This is a genomic window from Blastococcus litoris (genome assembly GCF_003075095.1).
In the GTDB taxonomy this organism is placed as follows: Bacteria; Actinomycetota; Actinomycetes; order Mycobacteriales; family Geodermatophilaceae; genus Blastococcus_B; species Blastococcus_B litoris.
Genome location: NZ_QCZF01000007.1, coordinates 103276 through 126773, shown reverse-complemented (window position 1 = coordinate 126773; position 23498 = coordinate 103276). Strand labels below are relative to the sequence as shown.

Annotated in this window: 28 protein-coding genes; 9 read left to right on the top strand and 19 right to left on the bottom strand. The window is 73.2% G+C overall.

Annotation, left to right across the window (positions count from 1 at the left end):
* Window positions 1-50: 50 nt before the first annotated feature.
* Together DCS98_RS16100 and DCS98_RS16095 are read left to right on the top strand one after the other, a co-directional pair.
* Window positions 51-1193, top strand: coding sequence for a GGDEF domain-containing protein (locus tag DCS98_RS16100; RefSeq protein WP_116452398.1), 1143 nt, complete (start codon window positions 51-53; stop codon window positions 1191-1193).
* Window positions 1194-1241: 48 nt separating this feature from the next.
* The gene (locus DCS98_RS16095; protein WP_116452397.1) at window positions 1242-2549 is read left to right on the top strand and encodes a M24 family metallopeptidase; all 1308 of its coding nucleotides are present in this window, start codon (window positions 1242-1244) and stop codon (window positions 2547-2549) included.
* Window positions 2550-2586: 37 nt separating this feature from the next.
* On the opposite strand, the gene DCS98_RS16090 is transcribed toward DCS98_RS16095, so the two are convergent.
* Window positions 2587-3021: a ChaB family protein gene (locus DCS98_RS16090; protein ID WP_116452396.1), complete on the bottom strand. Its 435-nt coding sequence runs from the start codon at window positions 3019-3021 to the stop codon at window positions 2587-2589.
* Window positions 3022-3282: 261 nt separating this feature from the next.
* Window positions 3283-3720 carry an Lrp/AsnC family transcriptional regulator gene (locus DCS98_RS16085; RefSeq protein ID WP_116452395.1) on the bottom strand — a complete coding sequence of 146 codons (438 nt, stop codon included), beginning with the start codon at window positions 3718-3720 and terminating at the stop codon, window positions 3283-3285.
* Between the two features lie 156 nt (window positions 3721-3876).
* Here DCS98_RS16085 and ddaH point away from each other — a divergent pair, with 156 nt between their 5' ends.
* On the top strand, window positions 3877-4725 hold the full coding sequence (gene ddaH / locus DCS98_RS16080) for a dimethylargininase (RefSeq protein WP_241038133.1): 849 nt from the start codon (window positions 3877-3879) through the stop codon (window positions 4723-4725).
* Window position 4726: 1 nt separating this feature from the next.
* Here the strand turns inward: ddaH and DCS98_RS16075 are convergent, their stop codons facing one another.
* The 4 genes from DCS98_RS16075 to DCS98_RS16060 are packed head-to-tail and all read right to left on the bottom strand — an operon-like array spanning window position 4727 to window position 6769.
* Window positions 4727-5107: an acyl-CoA thioesterase gene (locus DCS98_RS16075; protein ID WP_241038131.1), complete on the bottom strand. Its 381-nt coding sequence runs from the start codon at window positions 5105-5107 to the stop codon at window positions 4727-4729.
* Window position 5108: 1 nt separating this feature from the next.
* Entirely contained in the window at window positions 5109-5360 is a 252-nt protein-coding gene (locus DCS98_RS16070) for a hypothetical protein (RefSeq protein WP_116452393.1), read from the bottom strand.
* Window position 5361: 1 nt separating this feature from the next.
* Complete coding sequence (locus DCS98_RS16065; RefSeq protein ID WP_116452392.1) at window positions 5362-5619, bottom strand: DUF2795 domain-containing protein; 258 nt, start codon at window positions 5617-5619, stop codon at window positions 5362-5364.
* Window positions 5620-5644: 25 nt separating this feature from the next.
* The gene (locus DCS98_RS16060) at window positions 5645-6769 is read right to left on the bottom strand and encodes a baeRF2 domain-containing protein (protein ID WP_116452391.1); all 1125 of its coding nucleotides are present in this window, start codon (window positions 6767-6769) and stop codon (window positions 5645-5647) included.
* 156 nt (window positions 6770-6925) lie between these two features.
* Between DCS98_RS16060 and DCS98_RS16055 the strand changes: the two genes are divergently transcribed.
* Window positions 6926-7261, top strand: coding sequence for a DUF8129 domain-containing protein (locus DCS98_RS16055; RefSeq protein WP_116452390.1), 336 nt, complete (start codon window positions 6926-6928; stop codon window positions 7259-7261).
* A gap of 72 nt (window positions 7262-7333) precedes the next feature.
* Here the strand turns inward: DCS98_RS16055 and DCS98_RS16050 are convergent, their stop codons facing one another.
* From DCS98_RS16050 to chrA, 9 genes are all read right to left on the bottom strand, one after another.
* Window positions 7334-8221 carry a type II secretion system F family protein gene (locus DCS98_RS16050; protein WP_116452389.1) on the bottom strand — a complete coding sequence of 296 codons (888 nt, stop codon included), beginning with the start codon at window positions 8219-8221 and terminating at the stop codon, window positions 7334-7336.
* A complete protein-coding gene (locus DCS98_RS16045) occupies window positions 8221-9159 on the bottom strand; it encodes a type II secretion system F family protein (RefSeq protein ID WP_116452388.1) in 939 nt (312 codons plus the stop codon). Before DCS98_RS16045 ends, DCS98_RS16050 begins: the two co-directional genes overlap by 1 nt.
* Entirely contained in the window at window positions 9159-10634 is a 1476-nt protein-coding gene (locus DCS98_RS16040) for a TadA family conjugal transfer-associated ATPase (protein WP_116452387.1), read from the bottom strand. The genes DCS98_RS16045 and DCS98_RS16040 overlap by 1 nt, the downstream gene beginning before the upstream one ends.
* Window positions 10631-11839 (bottom strand): CpaE/TadZ family protein, encoded by a 1209-nt coding sequence (locus DCS98_RS16035; protein WP_116452386.1) that lies wholly within the window; start codon window positions 11837-11839, stop codon window positions 10631-10633. Before DCS98_RS16035 ends, DCS98_RS16040 begins: the two co-directional genes overlap by 4 nt.
* Window positions 11836-12555, bottom strand: coding sequence for a Flp pilus assembly protein CpaB (gene cpaB, locus DCS98_RS16030; RefSeq protein ID WP_116452385.1), 720 nt, complete (start codon window positions 12553-12555; stop codon window positions 11836-11838). The genes DCS98_RS16035 and cpaB overlap by 4 nt, the downstream gene beginning before the upstream one ends.
* Window positions 12556-12565: 10 nt before the next feature.
* A complete protein-coding gene (locus DCS98_RS16025) occupies window positions 12566-13501 on the bottom strand; it encodes a pilus assembly protein TadG-related protein (protein ID WP_116452384.1) in 936 nt (311 codons plus the stop codon).
* Window positions 13489-13905, bottom strand: coding sequence for a TadE/TadG family type IV pilus assembly protein (locus DCS98_RS16020; RefSeq protein ID WP_116452383.1), 417 nt, complete (start codon window positions 13903-13905; stop codon window positions 13489-13491). Before DCS98_RS16020 ends, DCS98_RS16025 begins: the two co-directional genes overlap by 13 nt.
* Before the next feature lie 110 nt (window positions 13906-14015).
* A complete protein-coding gene (locus DCS98_RS16015) occupies window positions 14016-14213 on the bottom strand; it encodes a Flp family type IVb pilin (protein WP_116452382.1) in 198 nt (65 codons plus the stop codon).
* 281 nt (window positions 14214-14494) lie between these two features.
* Window positions 14495-15886: a chromate efflux transporter gene (gene chrA / locus DCS98_RS16010; protein WP_241038129.1), complete on the bottom strand. Its 1392-nt coding sequence runs from the start codon at window positions 15884-15886 to the stop codon at window positions 14495-14497.
* A 68-nt stretch (window positions 15887-15954) separates the two neighbouring features.
* Here chrA and DCS98_RS16005 point away from each other — a divergent pair, with 68 nt between their 5' ends.
* On the top strand, window positions 15955-17007 hold the full coding sequence (locus tag DCS98_RS16005) for a Gfo/Idh/MocA family protein (RefSeq protein ID WP_116452380.1): 1053 nt from the start codon (window positions 15955-15957) through the stop codon (window positions 17005-17007).
* Between the two features lie 4 nt (window positions 17008-17011).
* On the opposite strand, the gene cobU is transcribed toward DCS98_RS16005, so the two are convergent.
* Window positions 17012-17554 (bottom strand): bifunctional adenosylcobinamide kinase/adenosylcobinamide-phosphate guanylyltransferase, encoded by a 543-nt coding sequence (gene cobU, locus DCS98_RS16000; RefSeq protein WP_241038120.1) that lies wholly within the window; start codon window positions 17552-17554, stop codon window positions 17012-17014.
* A 118-nt stretch (window positions 17555-17672) separates the two neighbouring features.
* Between cobU and DCS98_RS15995 the strand changes: the two genes are divergently transcribed.
* Window positions 17673-18212 (top strand): COG4315 family predicted lipoprotein, encoded by a 540-nt coding sequence (locus DCS98_RS15995; protein ID WP_116452379.1) that lies wholly within the window; start codon window positions 17673-17675, stop codon window positions 18210-18212.
* Window positions 18213-18310: 98 nt separating this feature from the next.
* Window positions 18311-18904, top strand: coding sequence for a dihydrofolate reductase family protein (locus tag DCS98_RS15990; RefSeq protein WP_206340299.1), 594 nt, complete (start codon window positions 18311-18313; stop codon window positions 18902-18904).
* Window positions 18905-18907: 3 nt separating this feature from the next.
* Here the strand turns inward: DCS98_RS15990 and DCS98_RS15985 are convergent, their stop codons facing one another.
* Window positions 18908-19300, bottom strand: coding sequence for a hypothetical protein (locus DCS98_RS15985; protein ID WP_116452377.1), 393 nt, complete (start codon window positions 19298-19300; stop codon window positions 18908-18910).
* 168 nt (window positions 19301-19468) lie between these two features.
* Between DCS98_RS15985 and DCS98_RS15980 the strand changes: the two genes are divergently transcribed.
* Window positions 19469-19876, top strand: a complete 408-nt coding sequence (locus DCS98_RS15980; protein ID WP_116452376.1) for a YciI family protein — start codon at window positions 19469-19471, stop codon at window positions 19874-19876.
* 7 nt (window positions 19877-19883) lie between these two features.
* Entirely contained in the window at window positions 19884-21029 is a 1146-nt protein-coding gene (locus DCS98_RS15975) for an RNA polymerase sigma factor (RefSeq protein ID WP_116452375.1), read from the top strand.
* Between the two features lie 37 nt (window positions 21030-21066).
* On the opposite strand, the gene DCS98_RS15970 is transcribed toward DCS98_RS15975, so the two are convergent.
* Window positions 21067-22344 (bottom strand): MFS transporter, encoded by a 1278-nt coding sequence (locus tag DCS98_RS15970; RefSeq protein ID WP_206340298.1) that lies wholly within the window; start codon window positions 22342-22344, stop codon window positions 21067-21069.
* Window positions 22337-23407, bottom strand: coding sequence for an AraC family transcriptional regulator (locus DCS98_RS15965; protein WP_116452374.1), 1071 nt, complete (start codon window positions 23405-23407; stop codon window positions 22337-22339). Before DCS98_RS15965 ends, DCS98_RS15970 begins: the two co-directional genes overlap by 8 nt.
* Between the last annotated feature and the right edge of the window lie 91 nt (window positions 23408-23498).

Below are 23498 nucleotides of genomic sequence, written 5' to 3'. Positions count from 1 at the left end.
AGAAGCGCACAACCGGTTACAGAACGCTCTCCGTGAGGCATCCTTCGGTCATGACCGGCCGGTGGCAGCGCGACCTCGATCGCGGTCTCCCCTCTTCCGGCCTGGTCGCCGTCGGCCGCGGCCCCGAGCACCGGGTGGCCGCCCTGACGCTCGCGACCATGCTCGTGCTCGGCGCCCTGATGGGTGGCGTCAACCTGTTCGTCGACGGCGTGCTGCGCGACGGCGCCTGGCGGTGGGTGTACGCCGCCACCATGGGCCTGCTCGTGGTGATGGCGGCGCCGCTGGTCGTCCGGCAGCGGGCCGGCCGGTGGCACATGTTCGGGCTGGTCCTGCTGGGCGATCTCATCTACGTCGTCGTCGTGCTGTGCATCGACGACCCGCAGCTGTACGCCACGCCGCTCATGCTGCTTTTCCCCTCCCTGGTCGCCGCCTGGTTCCTCGGACCCTGGGAGCTCGGCATCAACTTCGTGGCCACGGCGGCCGCCTGCCTGGTCGGGCTGTGGCCCAGCCACAGCGACCCCGTCGGGCTGGTCGTCCAGGTCGGTGTCAGCGCCGGGATGCTGAACTTCATGTCGCTGGCGGTGTTCGTCCTGCGCCGCCGCGTGCAGCGCCTGCTGGTCGCCACCGAGAACCTGACCCGGCTCGACCCGCTCACCGGCCTGTTCAACCGCCGGTTCCTGGTCGAGCAGGCCCCGCGGGTGTGGCGGCAGGCCCGCCGCGACGGCAGCCGGGTCGCCGCCCTGGTGCTCGACCTGGACCACTTCAAGCGGCTCAACGACGCGCACGGTCACGCGGCGGGGGACGCCGTCCTGCAGCAGGTCGCCGGCGCGCTGTCCGCCGCCGTCCGCCCCAGCGACATCCTGGCCCGCACCGGCGGCGAGGAGCTGGTGGTCCTGGGTCTCGTCAGCGACCCCGACGAGGCGGCGCACCTGGCCGAGCGCCTCCGGACTGCGGTCTCGGGCAGCCGGACGGACGACGGGCACGCGGTGACGGCCTCGATCGGGGTCGCGCTCACCCGCCCCTCCGACGCCGAGAGCCCCACCGACGAGCTGTGGCGGCTGGTCGACCGGGCCGACGCCGCGATGTACGAGGCCAAGCAGCAGGGCCGCGACCGCATCGTCGCCCTGTGGGTCCCCCGCGCCCGCTCACCCTTGACCGATGGGGTCCCCCTCCCGGCCGCCCTCGACGCCTGACGCCCCGCTCGACCGGCGAAGCCGCCGGTTCTTTGCAACGCTTCGGGCATGACGCTGGTGGCGCCCGACCCCACCCGCACGGTGCCGCTGCCGCTGCGCGAGCAGGCGGACGTCCGCGACCGCTGGCTCACCCAGCGCCTGCTCGACCTCCTGCCCGGCCTGATGGACCGGGCCGGGATCGACCTGTGGCTCGTCGTCGGCCGCGAGTACAACGAGGACCCGGTGCTGCCCACCCTGCTGCCGGCCACGTGGCTCTCGGCCCGCCGCCGCACGATCCTGGTCCTGCACCGCAGCGACGACGGCGTCACCGCCGCGGCCGTCTCCCCCTACCCGGTGGGCCAGTTCCTGGCCGCCTGGTCCCCCGACGACGCCCCGGGCCTGTCGTTCGAGCAGTCGCAGTGGGCGGCGGTGCGCCGGATCGTCGAGCAGGCCGACCCACCGCGGATCGGCATCGACGTCTCCGAGACCTTCGCGCTCGCCGACGGGCTCAGCCACACCGACCACCGGCTGCTGGTGGAGGCTCTCGGGCCCTACGCCGACCGCCTGGTGCCGGCGGAGGGCCTCGTCGTCGGATGGCTGGAGACCCGGCTGCCCGAGGAGATCCGGGCGCTGCACGCCCTCAACCGCCTGGTCCACGACGTCATCGCCGAGGCCTACTCCCCCGCCGTCCTGGTGCCGGGGACGACGACGGCGCAGGACCTGGCCTGGTGGATCCGCCAGCGCTTCCACGACCTCGGTGTCGAGCCGTGGTTCCAGCCCAGCGTCACGCTCCAGCGGCACGGCGTTCCCCTGGTCGAGGAGCGCGGCGCCCTGTTGCCTGCCGTGCCGTACGGGACGGTGATCGAACCCGGCGACCTCGTCCACTGCGACGTCGGGCTGTCCAGCCTCGGCCTGCGCACCGACACCCAGCGCAACGGCTACGTGCTGCGGCCCGGGGAGACCGACGCCCCGGAGGGGCTCCGTGCGGCGCTGCGCACCGGCAACCGGATGCAGGACCTGACGACCGCCGCGCTCGCCGTCGGCCGCACGGGCAACGAGGTGCTCGCGACCGCCCGGGCGGCCGCCGCCGCCGACGGCATCGACGCGGACGTCTACTCCCACCCCGTCGGTTTCCACGGCCACGGCGCCGGTCCGGCGATCGGCCTGTGGGACGAGCAGGGCGGGGTACCCGGCGCCGGCGACTACCCGGTGCACGCCGACACCGTCTACGCGCTCGAGCTGGCAGTGCGCCGGTCCGTCCCCGAGTGGGGCGGTCAGTGCGTCCGGATGGCGCTCGAGCAGGGCATCGCGCTGACCGACGACGGCGTCGAGTACCTCGACGGCCGGCAGACCGAGCTCATCCTCATCCCGGCCTGAGCGCTCCCCGCAGCCTCCGCGGGGAGCGCCCGGCGGGCTACTTCTTCTTCTTGCGGGCGTCGGCCGTCTTCTTGGTGTTGGCCTTCTCGATGGCCTCGACCAGCTGCTTCTTCTTCATCGTCGAGCGGCCGGAGATGTCGAGCTTCTTCGCCAGCTTGAGCAGGTGGTCCTTGGTGGCGTTGGCGTCGACGCCGCCCGCCGTCTTCTTGTTCGTGTTCCGGCCGCCGGCCGCCTGCGCGTCGGAAGGGCCCTTCTTGCCGCCGGCCTTCTTCTCCCAGTGGTCGCCCACCTTCTCGAAGCTGTGCTTGACGGCGGCCCACGCGACCTGGTTGGCGCGGCGCTCGTCGCCGTACTCGTCGGCCGCCGAGTCGTGAGCCTTGGCGAAGGTGCGCTGGGCCTTCTTCGGGGAGCGCTTCAGCGTGCTGGGGAGCTCCGACTGCTTGGCGCTGCCGGTCTTCGTCGTCTTCGGCATGACCTCTCCTTCTCGGGTCCGGCCCCGGCCCTACCCGGGAGGTGCGCCACGATCACATCGGGTCACCCGTTCAGGACGGGAGCAGCGCGGCGACGAGCTCCTCGGGTGACTCCTCGGCCACGTGGTCACCCGCTGTCGACCGGTCCGCCGTGCAGCTGGACGACCGGCGGTCCGCACCCTCAGCTCCACGTCGTCCTCGAGGTCCACGCGGGCCCCTCGCAGCCGGCGAAGAAGGTCACGGGAGCAGATCCTGGCCGCTCCTCAGGTGCGGGGCCGGTCGATCAGCCGGGACAGCACGATCACGCTGCGGGTGTGGTCGACGTTCGGTTCGTCGCGGATGCGCTCCAGCGCCCGCTCCAGCTGCTTGACGTCCGAGGCGAGCATGTGGACCAGCGCGTCGGCGTTCCCGGAGACGGTGGCCGCGCCGACCACCTCGGGGACCCGCTCGAGGTTGAGCCGCAGCTCCTCCGGGGCCACTGTGCCCTTGCAGTAGATCTCCACGTAGGCCTCGGTCTGCCAGCCGAGCACGTCGGGGTCGATGAGCGCGGTGAATCCGCGGATCGCGCCCGAGGCGACCAGGCGGTCGACGCGCCGCTTCACCGCCGGCGCCGACAGCCCGACCTGCGACCCGATCTCGGCGAAGGTGGCCCGGGCGTTGTGCAGCAGGCAGCCGATCACCTGCTCGTCGATGGTGTCCATGCCGCCTCCGTGCAACAACTCGCCGTTCCTGCTGAACAGAGACAACGTATCGCCTCTGGACGCGCAACGAAGCAACGTTGTGTTGCAACGAGGTTGGTCCCTAGCGTTCGCGGGGTCCGCCGGGAGTGCCGGCGCCGCTGCTGCGAGGAGCCGTCCGTGACCGTTGCCCTTCCCCTTCCTCGTGCCGCCGAGCACGCCGAGCGGGTCGCGACGCCGCGGCGCTACCTCATGTGCGCCCCCACGCACTTCGACGTCAGCTACGCCATCAACCCCTGGATGGACGTCACCCGCGGTGCCGACCCCGACCTCGCCGTGCGGCAGTGGGAGACGCTGCGCCGGACCTACCTGCGCCTCGGCCACGAGGTCGAGCTGATCGAGCCGCAGCCGGGGCTGCCCGACATGGTGTTCGCGGCCAACGGCGGTCTGGTGTTCGAGGGCCACGCCCTGGGCGCCCGGTTCACCCATGCAGAGCGGCGTCCCGAGGGGCCGGCCTACCTCCGGCGGCTGGAGAGCCTGGGCCTCAAGAGCGTCACCGAGCCGGTGCACGTCAACGAAGGCGAGGGCGACTTCCTCGTCGTCGGCGAGCTGGTCCTCGCCGGCACGGGCTTCCGCACCGACCCGGGCGCCCACACCGAGGTGCAGGAGCTGCTCGGCGTCCTGGTGGTCTCGTTGCAGCTGGTCGACCCGCGCTTCTACCACCTCGACACCGCGCTGGCGGTGCTCGACGACCACACCGTCGCCTACTTCCCGGAGGCGTTCAGCGCGGGCAGCCGGGGGGTCCTCCAGCGGCTGTTCCCCGAAGCGGTGCTGGCCTCGGAGGCCGACGCCGTCGTGCTGGGCCTGAACGCAGTGTCCGACGGCCGGCACGTCGTCCTGCCGTCGGCGGCCACCGGGCTGGCCGCGCAGCTGGCCGAGCGCGGCTACGAGCCGGTCGGCGTCGACCTCTCGGAGCTGCTCAAGGCGGGCGGCAGCGTCAAGTGCTGCACGCTGGAGATCCGCGCCTGACCTACTCCTCCAGGTACCGCGCCCAGTGTTCCCGCTCGTCGTCGGTGAGCGGGCGGCTGGTGTCGGTGGCGAAGTCGAACGCGACCAGGACGACGTCGGCGCGGATCGCGACCTCGCCGTCCTGGACCAGTTCCTGCCGGACGGTGAGCGACCTCGTGCCGATGCGGGTCACCCAGCTGCTGACGCACGGGCGCTCGCCGACCCGGTAGTACAGCTGCCGGAGGTAGTCCACCTCGAGCCGGGCCAGGATCATCGACCCGCCCGGGCCGTCCACCATCGCCAGGCGCGCGTCCTCGATGAGGCTCAGCGCCCGCGCGTGGTTGACGTGCCCGAGCGAGTCGGGGTCTGACCAGCGCAGCTGGACCGGGTGCTCGTGCCGCACGTCAGGGTAGGTCGGCGGTGTCCGAGGACTGCCGGTGGCCGCCCTGCGCGTCATCGGGGTCGGCGTGGATGGTGCGCTCCTCGGACTCGGCGAGGATCACCGCGGCCTGGACCTTCGGGTCGAGGTCGCCCTGTTCCGGGTCTGGGTGCCCCTCCACCGACTGCTCCTCCGGGAGCAGCTGGGCGCGCGTCTCCACGTTGCCGTCGGTGACGTTCTCCCACGCCTCCGGGCTCGGGTCCTTCATCGAGGGCATGTCAGAACCGCTCCTGCTCGGTGCCCAGGCCCAGCGCCTCGGCGACGTCCTGCAGGTTCTCGAACTGCCGGCCCTCGGGCAGGCGGCGCAGCTGGGCGAGGACGGCGTCGGGTGCCGGCCCCTCCTGCGCCCTGGCCACGAGGGTGTCGCGGTCGGCGGGCCACACTTCCTTGCCCAGCGCCTCGGCGAGCGCCGCGCGGCGCTCGATGTCGCCCTGGTCGGTGCCGGCGGGGGTGGCGGCCCGGTGGGGGTCGGTCACGGGGTCTCCTTCGATCCGGAGGGGCTCAGGACGCCGTCGAGGCGTCGGCGTAGCGGAGGACGGCGGCGACGGGGGCCTCACCCGGCATCGCGCTGCGGGGCACGACGACGACGCCGGCGGCGCTCGCGACGGCGGCGGCGAGCAGGGCGCGGTCGGCGGGCACCGCCTCGCCGTGGATGCCGAGGGCGTCCATGTCGTGCTGGTCGACGCCGAGCTCGGCCGGGGTGTCGCCGACGAGCAGGGTGGCCTCGCCAGGGTCGTCGGCGAGCACGAGCGTCTCGACCTGACCCTTGCGCAGCGCCTCGACGACCGCCGCCGTGCCGGTCACCGCCAGCCCGTGCGCGGCCGCGCCGTCGAGCTGCTCGAGCACCCCGGCGACCTCGCGCGCCTCGTGCTCGCCCACGAGCTCGGCCTCCCTGCGGGCCACCGGCTCGCGATCGGCCCCGGCGGCCCGGCCGCCCTCCTCCATGCTCACGACCAGGTCCGACCAGGCGTCGCTCGCCCGGTCGGTGAGGATCTGCCGGGCCCGCACGTCGCCCGCCACGAGGACGAAGCGGAGGCGGAGCCGGCGGGCCAGCGAGGCGATCTCCTCGGCCACCTGGTCGGCGTTGTCGATCCACTGGTTCTCGGCTGTGTGCATGTAGGTGTTGTGGGCCCACCCACCGACCTTGACCTTGCGCATGTGGAAGCTGTCGCCTTCCACCTGCTGCTCCTCCTCCGCCCGGCCGCCGGGGCCGACCACGGAGATGTCGGCGCCGAGGCGGTCGGTGATCACGACCGCGTGCGGGACCCGGGCCGCCATCTGGCGCACCACGGGCAGCAGCGCCGGCTGGGGCGACCACTCGCAGGTCGCCTCGCGCGGCACGTCGGCCAGCGCCTCGTCCAGGACGACGGAGCCGTCGGCGGCGACGACGACGGCGCGGCCTCTCAGCGTGCCCGCCCGGCCACCGTCGTTGCCCTCGAGCAAGCGGCCGCGGACCGCCTCCACCACCGCCTCCGGCGCCCCCTGCCCGGCGAGCCGCTCGGTCACCGCGCGCACCTTGAGCTCCAGCTCGGTGTCGGCGTTCTCGGTGGTGTGGGTGACGTCCGCGCACACGGTCGCGAACGGCCCTGTCGCAGCGAAGACGGGCTCCAGGAAGGACACGTCCATGTCGGTGGGCCAACTCCTCGGTCGCTCGGGCGGTGCCCTCGGCCGGACACCCTCGCCGTCGCCGCCTACCCACCGACCCCGTCCTCACACCCGGTGTCGCATCGGCCGGAGCGGGTAGGCCGACCCCGACCCGAGAAGTTCACGAGAGGACGAGCGATGACCGAGCGCGACGACCTGCCGCTGCCCGACTACGACCACCTGCCCGTGGGTTCGCTGACCTCCCGGATCCGGACGCTGGGCTCCGACGACCTGGAGACCCTGCTGCAGTACGAGCGTTCGCACGCCAACCGCATCCAGGTGGTCAGCGCCATGCAGCACCGGCTGTCCGGGCTGGCCGACGGCGCCCAGCCCTCGGGCGGCGACCCGGCCGCGGTGGGCGCCGACGCCCCGCCGGCCGCCACGGGTGGCTCGCAGGTGACGGAGGCGACGTCTGGCCCGCCGGTCAACCCGCCGTCGCACGGCGACCCGACCAACCCGGCGCAGCCGCGCTGAGTCCCGGCACGGACGCGACGGACCCGAGGTCACCGCTCGTGCGGTGGCCACGGGTCCGTCGTCCGTGCGTGCTCAGCCGAGGCTGTCGACCAGCCCCATGACCGCGGGCCCCACCACGGTGATCAGCAGCGCCGGGAGGAAGCAGAGCATCAGCGGGAAGGTGACCTTGACCGGCACCTTCATCGCCTGCTCCTCGGCCCGCTGCCGGCGCTTCACGCGCATCTCGGCGGCCTGCACCTTCAGCACGTCGGCGATGGCGATGCCGTAGGCGTCGGCCTGGTTGACCGCGGCCACGAAGCGCTTGAGGTCCGGGACGTCGGTCCGCGCGACCAGCGCGTTGTACGCCTCGCGTCGCGACCGGCCGACCGCGACGTCGTGCAGCGTCCGCGACAGCTCGTCGGCCAGCGGTCCCCTGCCGTTCGCCGCCGCACGTGCCAGCGCCGCCTCGAAGCCGAGCCCGGCAGCGACCGCGATGGTCATCTGGTCGAGGAGATCGGGCAGCTCGTGGGTGATGGTCTTCCGCCGCTCCTGCCCGCGACCCCAGAGGATCGCCTCGGGGAGGCGGTAGGCCCCGACGACGGCGAGGGGCACGAGGACCCACGTGAGCAGCCCGCCGCCGCTCGCGAGGAGGGCCAGGCCGACAAGGGCGACGACACCGGCGAGGACGAGCTTGGCCCAGAGGACGCGGGTGAGCGTGAGGCCGTGCGGATAGCCCGCGACCTGCAGCAGGCGTCGGGCACGCCGAGCCTCGGCGTCCGGCGTGATGACCCGCAGGAGCGCGCTGGACCCGGACCCGCGGGACTCGAGGGAGCCGACCTCCACGGTGGTCGTGGCCAGGCCGCGGGTGAGGTTGCGCCGGGCGATGGCCAGCGCGCGCCCCGAGTGGCCGACGAGGGTGTAGGTGAGGCACCCGATGGCGGCGGCGACGGAGAACACGCCGAGCATGACGACGGGGGTCATCAGAACCTCACCTTCACGATCGTGCGCAGCCACAGCGCGCCGACGGCCATGAGCGTGGCGGACACCGTGAGCATGACGATCCCGGCCGAGGACTCGACGAGCCTGCCGACGTAGTCGGGCGCCACGATGACGAGCAGGCCGGTGACGATCGGCGGCAGCAGGAACAGGACGACGCCGGAGGTCCGCCCCTCGGCGGAGAGGACCCGGGCCTGGCGCCGCAGCTTGTTCCGCTCGCGGATGGTGACGCCCACGCTGTCGAGCACCTCGGCCAGGTTGCCCCCCACCTCTCGGTGGATGGCGATGGCCTGCACGACCCAGCTGAAGTCCTCGCTGCTGGTGCGGCGGGCGACCTCCTCCAGCGCCTCGTTGAGGTCGCGGCCGACCCGCGCCTCGTTGACCACCCGGGAGAACTCCTCCGAGGTCGGCGACTCCGAGTCGCGCGAGACCGCGTCGAGCGCCCGCAGCACGCTGTGCCCGGCTCGCAGGCTGCTCGCCATGAGCTGCAGCGACTCGTCGAGCTGCGCCATGAACGCCGCGCGGCGGCGGGTGCGGCGCACGCTGATCACGCCGGCGACGGCCAGCGGGGCGACCAGCGCGAAGACCACCCCGGTCGCCACGTTGCCGAGCACCAGGCCCAGCGCGCCTGCGCCGAGCGTGGCGCCGCCCGCGATGACCAGCACCTCCGCCGGTCGGGACCGGACACCGGCCTCCTCGAGGAAGGTCTGGAGCTGACCCGTGCGACCGGTCCTGCGGAGCAGTCGGTCGGCGAAGGCGGTGGCGTCCTCCGCGGCCCCGGCCATGCGCCCGCGGGTGGGCTCCGCGTCGGGCTTCAGCCGGGTCAGCGGGACCGTGGTCCGCCCCGGCGAGGCGAAGGCCACGACCGCCAGGGCGAGCGAGGCGGCCACCGCGAGGACGGCGACCCACGCCGCGGCGGACATCACGGCCGCTTCCCGGACGGAACCCGCTCCGCCGAGTGCCCGAAGACACGCGGGGAAAGAGCGATGCCCAGCTCGGCGAAGCGTTCGGTGAAGCGGGGCCGCACGCCGGTCGGCACGGCCTTGCCCAGGAGCCGGCCGTTGAGGTCGGTCCCCGCCGAGTAGTCGAAGGTGAAGGCGTCCTGCATCGTCACCGTCTCGCCCTCGACGCCCTGGACCTCGGTCACGTGGGTGATCCGCCGGGTGCCGTCACGCAGTCGGCTGATCTGCACGATGACGTCGACGGCCGAGGCGACCTGCTCCCGGACCGCCCGCAGCGGGAGGTCCATGCCGGCCATGAGGACCAGCGTCTCCAGGCGCGCGATGGCGTCGCGGGGGTTGTTGGCGTGCACCGTCGACAGCGAGCCGTCGTGACCGGTGTTCATCGCCTGGAGCATGTCGAGGCTCTCGCCACCGCGGACCTCGCCGACCACGATGCGGTCCGGCCGCATGCGCAGCGAGTTGCGCACCAGGTCGCGGATGCTGACCGCGCCCTTGCCCTCGATGTTGGCGGGCCGGGACTCGAGACGGACGACGTGCTCCTGCTGCAGCTGCAGCTCGACGGCGTCCTCGATGGTGATGATCCGCTCGTAGTCCGGGATGAACGACGAGAGCACGTTGAGCAGCGTCGTCTTGCCGGTGCCGGTACCGCCGGAGACGATGATGTTCAGCCGCGCCTCGACGCAGGCCCGGAGCAGCTCGGCCATCTCCGGGGACATCGTCCCGAAGGCGATGAGGTCACCGACCTCGAACGGCGTGCTGCTGAACTTGCGGATGGTCAGGGACGACCCGCCGAAGGCGAGTGGCGGGATGATCGCGTTCACGCGCGACCCGTCGGCGAGCCGTGCGTCGACCAGCGGCGAGCTCTCGTCGATGCGCCGGCCCACGCGGGAGACGATCCGCTCGATCACCCGGCGCAGGTGCGCCTCCGACGTGAAGGCGGCCTCCGTGCGCACCAGGCGCCCGTTCCGCTCCACGTACACGAGGTCGGGCCCGTTCACCATGATCTCGGTGACCGTCGGGTCGTCGAGGAACGGCTGCAGCGGGCCGTGCCCGAGCACCTCGTCGGTGATCTCGGCCATGAGGCGCCGGCGGTCCTCGGTGGAAAGGGCGCTGTCCTGCTCGTTCGCCAGCACCCGCTGCAGCTCCGTGCGCACCAGGCCGTGCAGCTGCTCCTCGGGCAGGTCGGGGTCGGACAGCTTGGTCCCGAGCCGGTCGAACAGCGCCTGGCTCGCCTTGGCCTTGAGCCGGGCCAGCCCGTCGACAGGTGCCGTGGCCGGGTCCGCAGCGGACGCACGACCCGGCGCCGCCTCCTCGGTCACCGCCACCGTGGCGACACGCGTCGCCAGGCGACCGGCGTCGGCCGCGGCCGGACGGATCGGGTCGGTGCTCAGGGCTTCCTCACCGCGCGCCTGGGACAGGCGCTCGCTGAGGTTCACCGGCCACCGGCCTTGAGCCGGCCGAGCAGACCGGAGAGCCCGGACCCGCTCGGCTGCGCCGCGCCCGCCTGCTCCGGGAGGAGGCGGCCCAGGAGGGTCTGCAGGCCACGGGTCACGACGTCCCGCGCCTCGCTCTCGAGCAGCGGGATGCCCGTGTTGGTCGAGAGCGGCACGGCGGTGCTGCGCGGCAGGACCACGTCGAGCGGCGAACCGATCGTGGTGGTGACGTCGTCCATGGACAGCGCACCCGCCGGGTCGGCCATGTTGAGCACGAGGTGCCGGCCGGCCGGGACCAGGGACAGCTCCTCGAGGACGTTGAGCTCCTTGCGCATCCCGCGCACGCCCGGGACGTCCATGCTGCTGACGAGGACCAGGTCCGTCGCACGCTCCAGCGCGACGAGCGTGTGGTCGGCCAGGCCCGGAGCGGTGTCGATGACGACGTACCGGAACTCCCGCGACAGGGTGTCGATCAGCCGCGCGACCTGCTCGGCGGTGACGGCGTCCCCCGCCGCCGGCGAGTCGCTGCCGGCGACGACGTACAGGCCGCTGGGGTGCCGGCCGAGGAACGTCTTGAGCACCAGCGGGTCGTTGCTGGCCGCGCCGTGCACGGTGTCGGGCAGGGTGTACTCGGGGGCCATCGCGAGGGCGCTGGCGACGTCCCCGAACTGCACGTCGAGATCCACGATCACCGTCGAGCCCTCGCCGGACCGCGCGAGGCCGACAGCCAGGTTGGTCGACACGGTGGTCTTGCCGACCCCGCCCTTGGGCGAGGCCACGACGATCACCCGGTGGTCGGGGCGCTCCTCGGCCTGACCGGCGGCGGCCGCTTCCTGCCGGGCGCGGGCCAGGCCGGCGGCGCGCTCGAGGACCGCGGACACGTCCGCCGCGGAGGCGTCGGGGCTGAGGACGTCGCGGACGCCCGCCCGCATGGCTGCCATCCAGAGCTCGGGATCGGCGTCCGCCACGACGATGATCACGCTGGTCGTGGTGGCGACGTCGACCCGTCCGGCCAGGTTGAAGGCACGGTCGAGCGGGACGTCGGGACCGAGGACGACGGCCAGGGGCTCGCTGCCGCCGCCGAGCAGGCTCATCAGCCCGCCGCTCGTGGGCGCGTCCACGGCGAGCGTCACGACGTCCCCGTCGTGCTGCTCGCGGAGCTGCTGCAGGAGGTCGGCGCCGACGCCGACGGTCAGGACGGTGCTCACTGGTCGTCTCCCAGGGTGACGGTGGTGGTGGTGACGGGGCTCTGGCCGGCATCGCCCGGCGACGCCTTCTCGAGGGAGAGCCAGACGGACTCGGACTCGGTGCCCAGGACCACGACGGAGGCGTCCTGCGGCGAGAGCGCGACGGTGACCACGTAGGGGGCGGCGGGGTCAGCGCTGCCCTCCGGCCGGACGACGCGGGTCACCAGGACGTCACGGAAGACCTGGAAGACGCTGTAGGCGGTGACACCACCCTCGGCCGACTCCTGGTTCGTGAGCTGGATCCCGACCTTGTCCCCGGGCTTCACCGCTCCGCCCACGGCACGCTGCGCGTCCAGCGTCACGCTGATCTCGACCAGCCCTTCGGGAGCCAGGACCGTGCCCGCGGGGGCGAGCGAGGTGCGGTCGGCGAAGCGGCCGGCCAGGACCTGGTCGCCGGGCAGCAGCGCTGCCGTGGCCACCTGGTCCCCGAGCTCCGACAGGTCCGAGACGGCGTCCTCCGCGACCAGGCGCGTGGGCACCCGCTCGACCGAGACGCTGCTGCCCAGGTCGCCGGCGGAGGTCCCCGCGGCGACCTCGCTGTCGACGACCAGGACGTCGACCAGCTGCTCCCCGGCCTGGGCACGGTCGTCCGCGCCGCGCACGTAGCCGATGAGGACGACGGCGCCGACGACGGCGAGCACGAGGGCCGCGACCGCGGCGATGATTCGGCGAGGCATCTCTTTGTCCTTAGCTCTCGGTGAGGAACACGGCTCGGGCACCCAGGTCGGGTGCGTTTCTGGGGGGCGGGGTGGTGTCGTCGACCTGGCGGGCCGAGTACGTGAAGTAGCCGGTGAGCTTGCGGGCGCCGGAGCCGTCCCAGCCGGTGATGTGGAAGGCGGCGTAGCCGTACACGCGGTAGGTCTGGGCGTGCAGGTCGTCCCAGATCGGGACGACCACGTCGCGACCCACCATCGAGGAGAGGTAGGCGTCGGTGCAGCCGGCGGGGAGGGGGCCCTGGAGCACCGGGCTCTCCCGCTCGTAGCTCCCCTTCCAGACCGTGGAGGCGGTGCAGTCGCCGTCGGTCTGCATCCAGGCGATGCCGGCGTTGACCGAGGTGCCCGACGGCGTGCTGCAGCTGCCGCCCGACGTCTCGCCCACGCCCAGCGTCACGCTCTTCTGCGCCGCGAGCGGCAGCGCCAGGTCCTTGTAGGTGCAGTAGGAGATGGCGACCGGGAACTCCGAGCGGGCATCCACCATCGGCGCCCACTCCGCGTAGGACTGGACCGCCAGCGAGCCGGTGTCGTAGCCGACGGCGGCCGCGAAGAAGTGGTTGACCAGCCAGTCCTTCTTCTGGGTCGCGCTGATCTTGCGGCCGTCGACGCGGATCCAGCCCTCGCCCGGGCCGAGGTTGGCGAGCTTGGCCGCCTCGTCGTTGGCCCAGAAGGCGTCCTCGGCGGTCTTCTTGATGTTGCCGCAGTCGTTGCGCGCGCAGTCCATGGCCACCGCGATGACGGCCGCGTCGGCCCCGGTCTGCACCTGCTGGCGGGCCGACCAGATGGCGGCGATGTCGACCCCGATGGCGGCCGCGCCGAACAACAGCGGCATCAGCAGGGCGAGCATGACCGCGACCCCGCCCCGCTCCTCCCGCAGCCGGCGCAGGGGGCGGCCGTTCAGCCGCCGCACCGGAGCACCGCCTTGCTGGTGATCGGGAAGGCCACCCCTCCGGCGAAGTTGCCGGCGGGCTGGAACTGGTAGGTGATGGTGACGGTGATGTTCGTCGTCGGCGCCGCGTTCGTGCACGTCGACGGCGAGACGGCCACCTGCCCGGCGGTCAGCGGGATGTCCGAGGTCGAGGCGGCGAAGACGGCGGCGGAGCGCGCCGCGCCGACGTCGTTCTGGATCGCCATGGCACGGGCCGCCTCCCGGGCGGCGCCGGAGAGGGTGGCCTGCACCTGGAAGGCGCGGCTGACCGAGATGATGCTGAACAGCATGAGCAGCACCAGCGGCACGACGAGTGCGAACTCGACCGCGACCGCCCCGCGCTCGCCGGCCGGCCGACGGCCGGGGCGGTTCGAGCGTGACGTCATGACGATCCTCCTTCCAAGGCTGGGTTCCGGGATGGGACGGGCCCGGCGGCACGGCTCAGGGGAGCCGTGCCGCCCGACCACGACCCGCGTCCGTCAGAGGACGGAGTGGGTCACTTGCCGTTGACGTTGATGTTCGTGAACAGGGTGTTCAGCTTCGGACCGAAGAGCGCGACGGCCGCGACGACGGCAGCGGCGATCAGGCCGACCAGCAGCGCGTACTCGACCGCGCTGGCGCCCTTCTCCTCGCGCTTGAGGCGGTCGGTGACGTCGAAGGCCAGGATCTGCAGAGCGGTGAACAGGTTGAGCACGGTGATCTCCTAGGAGGTCCGCCGTCGACTGATCGGGCCGTGGTGACCGGGGTCGCGGCTCCCCCAAGATCCGGCCTGGTCAGCAGGAACGGGAGACCTTCGGCCGGTGCCGTGACCCGGAAGGGGGACACCCGACCGGCGTCACGGACGGTGATGCAGGGGTCGAGCACCGCCCGAACCGGTGACGCTCTGTCGCCCGATCCGGTAACTCTGCGTATTCAACAAGCGTGAGATGGCCGTCACACCGCCGCCCACCGCGTATGGGGATCTCCAGGCGGAGGTCAGGAGACGGGCAGCCCGGCGAGGCCGGCGGCGAGGCCGAGCAGTGCGCAGACCCCGAGCGTGCGCAGCACCGACCACTTCAGCCGGAAGATCAGGACGGCCGCGACGACCGCGATCGCCAGGTGGACCGGTCGCAGGCTCGACAGGTCGGGCAGCTGCACCGCCAGGCCGAACCGGTCGACGGCCCGGGTGTCGGCGAACAGCGTGTGCACCGCGAAGTAGACCCCGAGGTTGGCAATGACCCCCACGACCGCCGCAGTGATCCCGGTCAGCGCCGCCGAGAGCGAGCGGTTGCCCCGGAGCCGCTCCATGTAGGGCGCGCCGAGGAGCACGAACAGGAAGCTGGGCACGAACGTCACCCAGGTGACCAGGAGCGAGGCGAGCACCGCCGCGGCCCACGGATCGAGCTCGCCCGGGGCGCGGTAGGCCCCCACGAAAGCCACGAACTGCACGACCATGATCAGCGGCCCCGGCGTCGTCTCGGCCAGGGCGAGCCCGCGCACCATCTCCCCCGGCGCCAACCACCCGTAGACCTGCACCGCCTGCTGGGCCACGTACGCGAGCACCGCGTACGCCCCGCCGAAGGTCACGACTGCTGCCCCGGAGAAGAACAGCCCCTGCTCGGTGAAGACGCTGTCCGTGCCGGTCAGCAGCGCGAAGGCGGCCAACGGCACGCCCCACACCAGCAGCCCCACGACCAGGACCTTCAGCGCGCGGCGCGACGAGGGACGCTCGGCGTGCAGGACGTCGTCCGGGATCACCGGCGCCGGCCCGTCGTCGGCCGCCTCGGCCCTGCGCTTCTCCGGGACGGCCGCCGGCCACCACCGGTGCAGCGCCCACCCGACCGCTCCCGCGGCGACGACCACCACCGGGAACGGGACCGCGAACAGCGCGAGCGCCAGGAACGAGACGACGGCGATGGTGACCAGCGCCGGGCTGATCAGCGCCCGCTTCGCCACCCGCTGCACCGCCTGAACGACGATGGCGAGCACCGCCGGGGCCAGCCCGGCGAACAGCGCCGTCACCGCCACGGTGGAGCCGAAGCCGACGTAGACGGCCGACAGGACCAGCAGCGCGACCACGCCCGGCAGGACGAACAGGCCACCGGCGACCAGGCCGCCCCGCGTGCCGTGCAGGAGCCAGCCGACATAGGTCGCCAGCTGCTGGGCCTCCGGGCCGGGCAGGAGCATGCAGTAGTTCATCGCGTGCAGGAACCGCCGCTGGCCGATCCACCGCTTGTCGTCGACCAGCGTCCGCTGCATGACGGCGATCTGGCCGGCGGGTCCGCCGAAGGTCTGGAGCGAGATGGCGAACCACGTGCGCACCGCCGTCCCGAACGGGATCTGCGGACCGGCCGTCGCGTCCACCGGGGGGTCGGCGTTCGTCGTCACGGGGTCTCCTGGCTGCGGGGGGCGCGACGCGGTCATCGAACCAGGTCGATCCCGGGCATGATCGACCGGTGACGACAGACGACCCCACCGGCTCCCCCGTCCGCTTCGGGCTCGTCGGCTACGGCTTCGGCGGTCGCTGGTTCCACGCCCCGCTGCTCGGTACCGCGCCGGGGGTCGAGTTCCTCGGCGTCGTGACCTCGTCCGAGGAGCGGCGCGCGCTGGTGGAGCAGGACTCCCGCGGCCGCACGACCTTCGGCTCGCTGGAGGAGCTCGTGGACGCCGGCGCAGAGGCGGTCGCGATCTCCACACCCGCCGCGACGCACAGCGAGCTGACCGACCGGGCCCTCGAGCTCGGCCTCGCCGTCGTGTGCGACAAGCCCTTCGCGCTGGACGCCGACGCCGCCCGGCGGTCGGTGGAGCTGGCCGAGGAGCGAGGGCTGGCGCTCTCGCCCTACCAGAACCGGCGGTGGGACTCCGATTTCCTGACCGTCCGGCGCCTGGTCGACGACGGCGCCCTCGGCGACGTCGTCCGCTTCGAGTTGCGCTTCGAGCGGCTGGCTCCCGAGGACGGCCCGGGCACCGCCGGCGGTGGAACGCTGCTGGACTTCGGCAGCCACCTCGTCGACCAGGCACTCGTCCTCATGGGACCGGTCTCCTCGGTGTACGCCGAGTGGCGGACCCGCGAGAACGGTCTCGACGACGACGTGTTCGTGGCCCTCACCCACACCAGCGGCGCGCGGTCGCACCTGTGGGGCAGCTGGAGCCAGGGCGCGCCCGGGCCGCGGTTCCGAGTGACCGGTACGAGCGGCAGCTACGTGAACGGCACGCTGATGGACGGCCAGGAGGACCTGCTGCTGGCCGGGCACACGCCGGAGTCGCTCGGCCCGGCGTGGGGTGCAGAGCCCTCGCTGCGCTGGGGGCGGCTGCACCGGGGGGACGAGGGCGAACCGGTCCCGTCGGAGAACGGCGCCTGGTCGGACTTCTACCCGCTGTTCGCGCGCGCCGTCCGAGGACTCGGGCCGCTGCCGGTGGAGCCGCGGGACGCCGTCGCCTCGATGACCGTCCTGGACGCCGCCCGCCTGAGCGCCACGGAGGGCGGCGTCGTCAGGTTCAGCGGCTGACCGGTCACCGGAGCCGCTGGGGCAATCCCGCGGTCACCAGCCACACGCGGTCGGACGCGGCGGCGATCCGGGCGTTGAGGACGCCGAGCTCGTCGCGGAACCGTCGTCCCGACGGCGTGGCCGGGACGATGCCCCAGCCGACCTCGTTGCTGACCCCGACGACCCGGCGACGGGTGCCGGTCCAGGCGGCGACGACGTCGTCGACGGCGGACGCCAGCTTCTCCGCCGATCCGGGCTGGTCGGTCCAGACGCCGCAGTCGTCCATGACCCGGGCCAGCCAGGTGGTCAGGCAGTCGACCAGAACCGGCGGCCCCGGCCGTCCCAGCACGGCGACGAGGTCGACGGTCTCGTTCGTCGTCCACGACGCCGGACGGCGGTCGCGGTGGAGCGCGACCCGACCGGCCCATTCGGCGTCGTCCTCGCTCGGTGGCAGACCGCACGCGACGTACTCGACCGATCGCTCCCGGCGCAGCAGGCCCTCGGCGTGGGAGGACTTGCCCGACCGCGCGCCGCCGAGGACGAGGACCCGCTTCCGGCGCAGCTTCACGCGGCACCGCCGGTCGTGCGTCGCGCCGGTCGTCTCTCGCTCATGTGGCCCGAAGCCTAGCGACGGCCGGACCGCGGAGATCCCATTGACAGGGGTCGACGGCGATCCAGGATGAGGCGTGACCCTCTTCAGCGGGCGAGCCGGTACCGCAGTGGTCGTCGCGGGCCTGCTCGTCACCGCCTGCGGCGGCCCAGCCACCGACGCTGCCGATGCCCCGTCCCGGGCCCCGTCGGCGACGTCGTCCGCGCCCGGCACGGAGCCGGGCGCGGCCGCCCCGACGACCGCTGCGCCGCCGGCGACGGGCGTCTCCGTCACCGTCCGGGACAGCGAGTTCGGGCCGATGCTCTTCGACGAGCCGGGCCAGGCGATCTACCTGTTCGAGATCGAGACCGCCGGCGTCCCGGAGTGCTACGGCGAGTGCGCGGAGGCCTGGCCGCCGGTGCTCACGACGGGGGCCCCGCAGCCGACCGGCGACGTGCGGGCGGACCTGCTGGGCACGGTCGCCCGCGACGACGGGTCGACCCAGGTCACCTACGGCGGCCACCCGCTCTACTTCTACGCGCACGAGGGGCCGGGACAGGTCCTGTGCCACGACGTCGTCGAGAACGGTGGCCGCTGGCTCGTCGTGACACCGGAGGGCGCGCCGGCACCTGCCTGATGGGGCGACGGGCTGGTCGACCGATGAGTCGAGCACGCCGTGCCAGTCCTGCTCCTGACGGTCGCGGCGGGCGCGGTCCGGGCCAGGAGGGCAGGAATGTGGGCAGGACGAGCATCTTCGCGGCGGTGTCGCTCGACGGCTTCATCGCCAGGGACGACGACACGATCGGGCCGCTCTTCGACTGGTACGGCAACGGCGACGTCGCCGGCACCTTCAGCGACGAGTCCCGGGTCTTCCACACCACCCGGGAGACCGCGGACTTCCTCTACTCGTTCGCGCCGCGGATCGCCGCGGCAGTGATCGGCCGGCGTCTGTTCGACCTGACCAACGGATGGAACGGCGTCCCGGCCAACGGCGAGCACGTGTTCGTGGTGACCCACGAGCCGCCGACCGACTGGGAGCACGCGGGCAGCGCGCCCTTCACCTTCGTCCGGGACGTGCGCGGCGCGATCGAGCAGGCGCGCGACCTCGCTGGCGAGCAGGACGTGTCGGTGAGCGCCGGGCAGATCGGCGGGCAGGCGCTGCGCGAGGGCCTCGTCGACCAGGTGGTTCTCAACCTGGTGCCGGCCGTGCTGGGCACCGGCCGGCCCTTCTTCGGCAGCGGCGGTATCGCCGAGCCGATCTTGTTCGAGGACCCGCGCATCGTGCAGGGCAGGCAGGTGACCCACCTGGTCTACGACGTGCGGCGCTGAGGATCAGCGGGCGCGCACCATCGCCCGCAGCCCGCGCGAGACGAGCGCGGAGCGGACCGCGCCCACCGCACCCGCGACGGTCCGCCGCGGCGCCGAGGACCCCAGCCGCGCCTCCACCTCGGCGAGCCGTCCCTCCAGCTCGGCGATCCGTCGGGAATCACCGGCCGGCTCCGAGCGCGACTGGGCGGCGATCTCCGCCAGGCCTTCCGTCAGCCCGCCCGCCAGCTTCGCGACGTCGCCCGGCAGCAGCTGGGCGCTTCCGACGCACACACCTCCGCGCCAGAGGCTCAGGTTCATCACGCCAGAGTCGACGTGGGCCGTCACCCGGACCGCGCGGCCCTCGCCGCGCAGGTCCCACGCCCATCGCCCGTGCCGGGGAAGCGGGATCACCGTCATGCTCAGAGGCTGGTGACGCACCCGACGGGTGTCAAGACGGACACGTACCGCAACCACGTCGTCGGACGTGCGCAGAATTTCTCCCGGCAGGATGTCGAGAACCCGTCCGCTGCTCCGTCCCCGAGGTGCGACGGCCACGGTGGGCCGTGGACCACGAAGGAGACAACGATGGCCAAGTACCTGCTGCTCAAGCACTACCGGGGCGCACCGTCGGCGGTGAACGACGTCCCGATGGACCGGTGGACCCCCGACGAGGTCACGGCGCACATGCAGTACATGCAGGACTTCGCGACCCGGCTCGAAGGGACCGGCGAGTACGTCGACGGGCAGGCGCTGCGCCCCGACGGCATGTGGGTGCGCTCCGACGGCGACGGGCGCCCGCCCGTCACGGACGGCCCGTTCGCCGAGACGAAGGACCTGATCGCCGGCTGGATGGTGATCGACGTCGACAGCCAGGAGCGCGCGGTCGAGCTGGCCGGCGAGCTGTCCTCGGCACCCGGCGCGGGCGGCGAGCCGATCCACGAGTGGCTCGAGGTGCGGCCGTTCTTCGACGAGCCGCCGACCATCACGGACTGACGGCCCGGTGGATGAGGCGCGCCTCCGGGCGCTCATCCCCAGCGTCATCGGGATCCTCGGCCGTCGCGGAGCTGACTTCGCGGCGGCCGAGGACGCCGTCCAGGACGCCCTGCTGGAGGCCGTCCGGGTGTGGCCGGAGGACCCTCCCCGCGACCCTCAGGGCTGGCTGGTCACGGTGGCGTGGCGCAAGTTCCTGGACGCCGTCCGCTCCGACACCTCCCGGCGCCGGCGCGAGGTGCGCGTGGACGAGGAGCCCGCGCCCGGGCCGGGCACCGAGGTGGACGACACGCTGCGGCTGTACGTCCTGTGCGCCCACCCCTCGCTCTCCCCGACCTCGGCGGTGGCGCTCACCCTGCGCGCGGTCGGCGGGCTGACCACGCGGCAGATCGCCCAGGCCTACCTGGTGCCGGAGGCGACCATGGCCCAGCGGATCAGCCGGGCCAAGCGGACCGTGTCGGGCGTCCGGTTCGACGAACCGGGCGACCTGGCCACGGTGCTCCGCGTGCTCTACCTGGTCTTCAACGAGGGCTACTCCGGCGACGTCGACCTGGCCGCGGAGGCGATCCGGCTGACCCGGCAGCTGGCGGCCCGCATCGACCACGAGGAGGTGGCGGGCCTGCTGGCGCTGATGCTGCTGCACCACGCCCGGCGACCGGCCAGGACCCGCCCCGACGGCGGCCTCGTGCCCCTGGCCGAGCAGGACCGCGGCCGGTGGGACACGCGGCTGATCGCCGAGGGCGTCGACGTCCTCCAGGCCGCCCTCGTCCGAGACCGGCTGGGCGAGTTCCAGGCCCAGGCAGCGATCGCCGCCCTGCACGCCGACGCGCGCAGCCACGAGGAGACCGACTGGGTGCAGATCGTCGAGTGGTACGACGAGCTCGTCCGGCTGACCGGCAGCCCGGTCGTGCTCCTCAACCGGGCCGTCGCCGTCGGGGAGGCCGACGGCGCCCGCGCCGGGCTCGCTGCCCTGAGCGAGCTCGACGGCGCCCTGCCCCGGTACGCGGCGGTGGCGGCGTACCTCCACGAGCGCGCGGACGATCTCGGCACAGCGGCCCGGCTCTACGCGGAGGCGGCGCTGGCCGCGCCCAACCTGGCGGAGCGCGACCACCTCACGCGGCAGGCCGCCCGGCTCAACGCGCGGCCGCGGGGTTGAGCGGACCGACGGGGGTCGACCTCGCCGGTGTCGCGAGCTACGAGGAGGTGCGCCCGATGCGCCCCGCTCGTGCGCGGCCGACGGCGAGCAGGGCGAAGGCCGCGAGCGAGACGGCGGGTGCGAGCCTCATCGCGGTGGTCAGGCCCAGCCGGTCGGCGAGCATCCCGATGACCAGTGGTCCGGGGGTCAGGCCGAGCAGGTTGTAGGCCAGGGCGAGCACACCCAGCGCGCTGGCCCGGACCTGGACCGGAGTCAGGTCGGTCACCAGCGCCCCCGCCGGACCCGTGGTGCCGGCGGCGAAGAAGGCGCCGGCACCGATGAGGGTCAACTGCGCCGTGCCGGGCGGCAGCGCGAAGCCGACACCGAGCAGCAGCAGCGACGCTGCCGCGTAGCCCATCGCGGTCGTCCAGATCCGGACGGGCGCGCCGCGGGCGAGGCGATCGGTGAGCAGGCCGCAACCGATCATGCCCACGCCCATGCCGAGGAGCAGCAGCGACGCGAGCCCCGCCGCTTCCCCCGTCGGCAGGCCGTAGGCGCGATGCAGGTAACTGGGCAGCCAGGTGAGCAGGGCACCGGCCACGAACAGCTGCACACCCGCGCCGAGGTACGCGCAGAGCACGGACGGGGGGAACAGCAGCGAGGTCAGCCGGGACCGCCCGGTCCGGATCGGGGCCGCGTTGTCGAGGTACCCGTCCTGCGCGTGCTCGGCGAGCTTCGCCTCGGTGATCAGCTGCCGGTACAGCGCAGCCAGGACGAGCCCGACCGCAGCCATGGCAGCGACCGACCAGCGCCAGCCGAACTGGACTGCCAGCGCCCCGCCGAGCGCGACGCCGAGCACGGAGCCGAACGTGCCGCCGGCGCTGAAGGCCCCCGACAGCGCCGCCCGGCGGTGCGCGGGGAACACCGACAGCACCACGGCCAGACCGACGCTGCCGTAGGCGGCCTCTCCGGCCCCGATGAACAGCCGGGCGACCAGCAGTTGGCCGTAGTTCGCGGCCACCGCCGAGGCGAGCGTGGCCAGGCTCCACACCAGGGCCATGCCCAGGATCGCCAGGCGACGCCCGTAGCGGTCGGCGAGGATCGACAGCGGGACGGTGAGCACGCCCACGGTGAGGGCGACGACGCTGGCCAGTGCGCCCAACTGGGTGTCCGTCAGGGTCCATTCGACCTTCAGGAGCGGGAAGACGGCTGCCAGCACCTGCCGGCACATGAAGTCCGACAGCAGCAGTGCGAACGACAGGGCCAGCACCAACCACGGGAACACCTGTCGGCGACCGGCCGCCGTCAGGGCGCCGACCGGCGCGGGTTCACCCACCTCGGCCCGCCTCGACCCGCGTCGCGCTGTCGTGCGCAGGCGGGACCCGGGTGCGGGAGCGCCAGTCGCTGGCGCTGGTGCCGAAGTGCTGGCGGAACCACGTCGAGAAGGCGCTCGGTGTGGCGAAGCCGAGCATGCCCGAGACCTCGGTGAGCGTGAAGCGCTCGTTGGCCAGGTAGTGCGTGGCGAGACGGACACGCGTGGCCTGCACGATCGCCGAGAAGCTCTGCCCCTCGGCGGCCAGCCGCCGGTGCAGGGTGCGCGGCTGCACCCCGAGGTCACGGCTCACCCGCGCCAGCGAGCAGCTGCCGAGAGGCAGCAGGAACTCGACCAGCGAGCCGACCTCGTCGGCCACGGTGACGGGCCGGGGGGCCGCCAGCGACTGCAGCAGCTGACGTGCATAGGGCCGGAACCCCGGGTCGGCGGTCACCGTCGCGGCGTCCAGGTCCCGGGCCGAGAAGACCACACCGGTGAACTCGTGGTCGAACCGCAGGGTGGAGCCGAACACCCGGTGGAACGCGGTGAGATCGGCCGGTGCCGGATGGGAGAAGCAGACGACGCGTGGTTCCCAGGCGGCGCTGACGAGTCCGCGGATGGTGGTCATCAGCGACGCCGCGGTGAGGTCGAGGGGCTGCCGGACGGGAACCGGTCGCCCGTAGTCCACGCGGATGTGCACCGTCGCGAGGTCGCCGGTCTCGACCAGCCGAAGGTCGATGACCCCGTTGTAGGCCCGCTGGTACCGGATCAGCAGGTCGAGCGCGCTGCGCAGGTCGGGCTCTTCGCGGAGCACCAGCGAGATCGGACCCAGGTGGGAGAACCGGCGCCACCGGTTCAGCCGGACGGCGAAGTCGTCGCAACCGGATGCGACGGCCGCCCGTTCCAGCACGAGGGCGACCGGGGGGGCCGGGATCCACGTGTCGTGGTCGAGGGGTTCCGCCAGGTGCAGTCCCACGTCCGCGAGCAGCCGTCCCGGGTCCAGGCCGACGGATCGGCACAGTTCGGGGAAGCCGACGAGCGCCGCCCAGCGGACGAAGCGGTCCGTCGACTCCCGTCGGATGTCCATCGTGCGCAAGTGAACCGTCCGAGATCGGGAAGCGGGCGGATTTTTCCCCTCCTAGCGTGGCGGTGACTCGGCGCCGGGAGGGAGATCCACC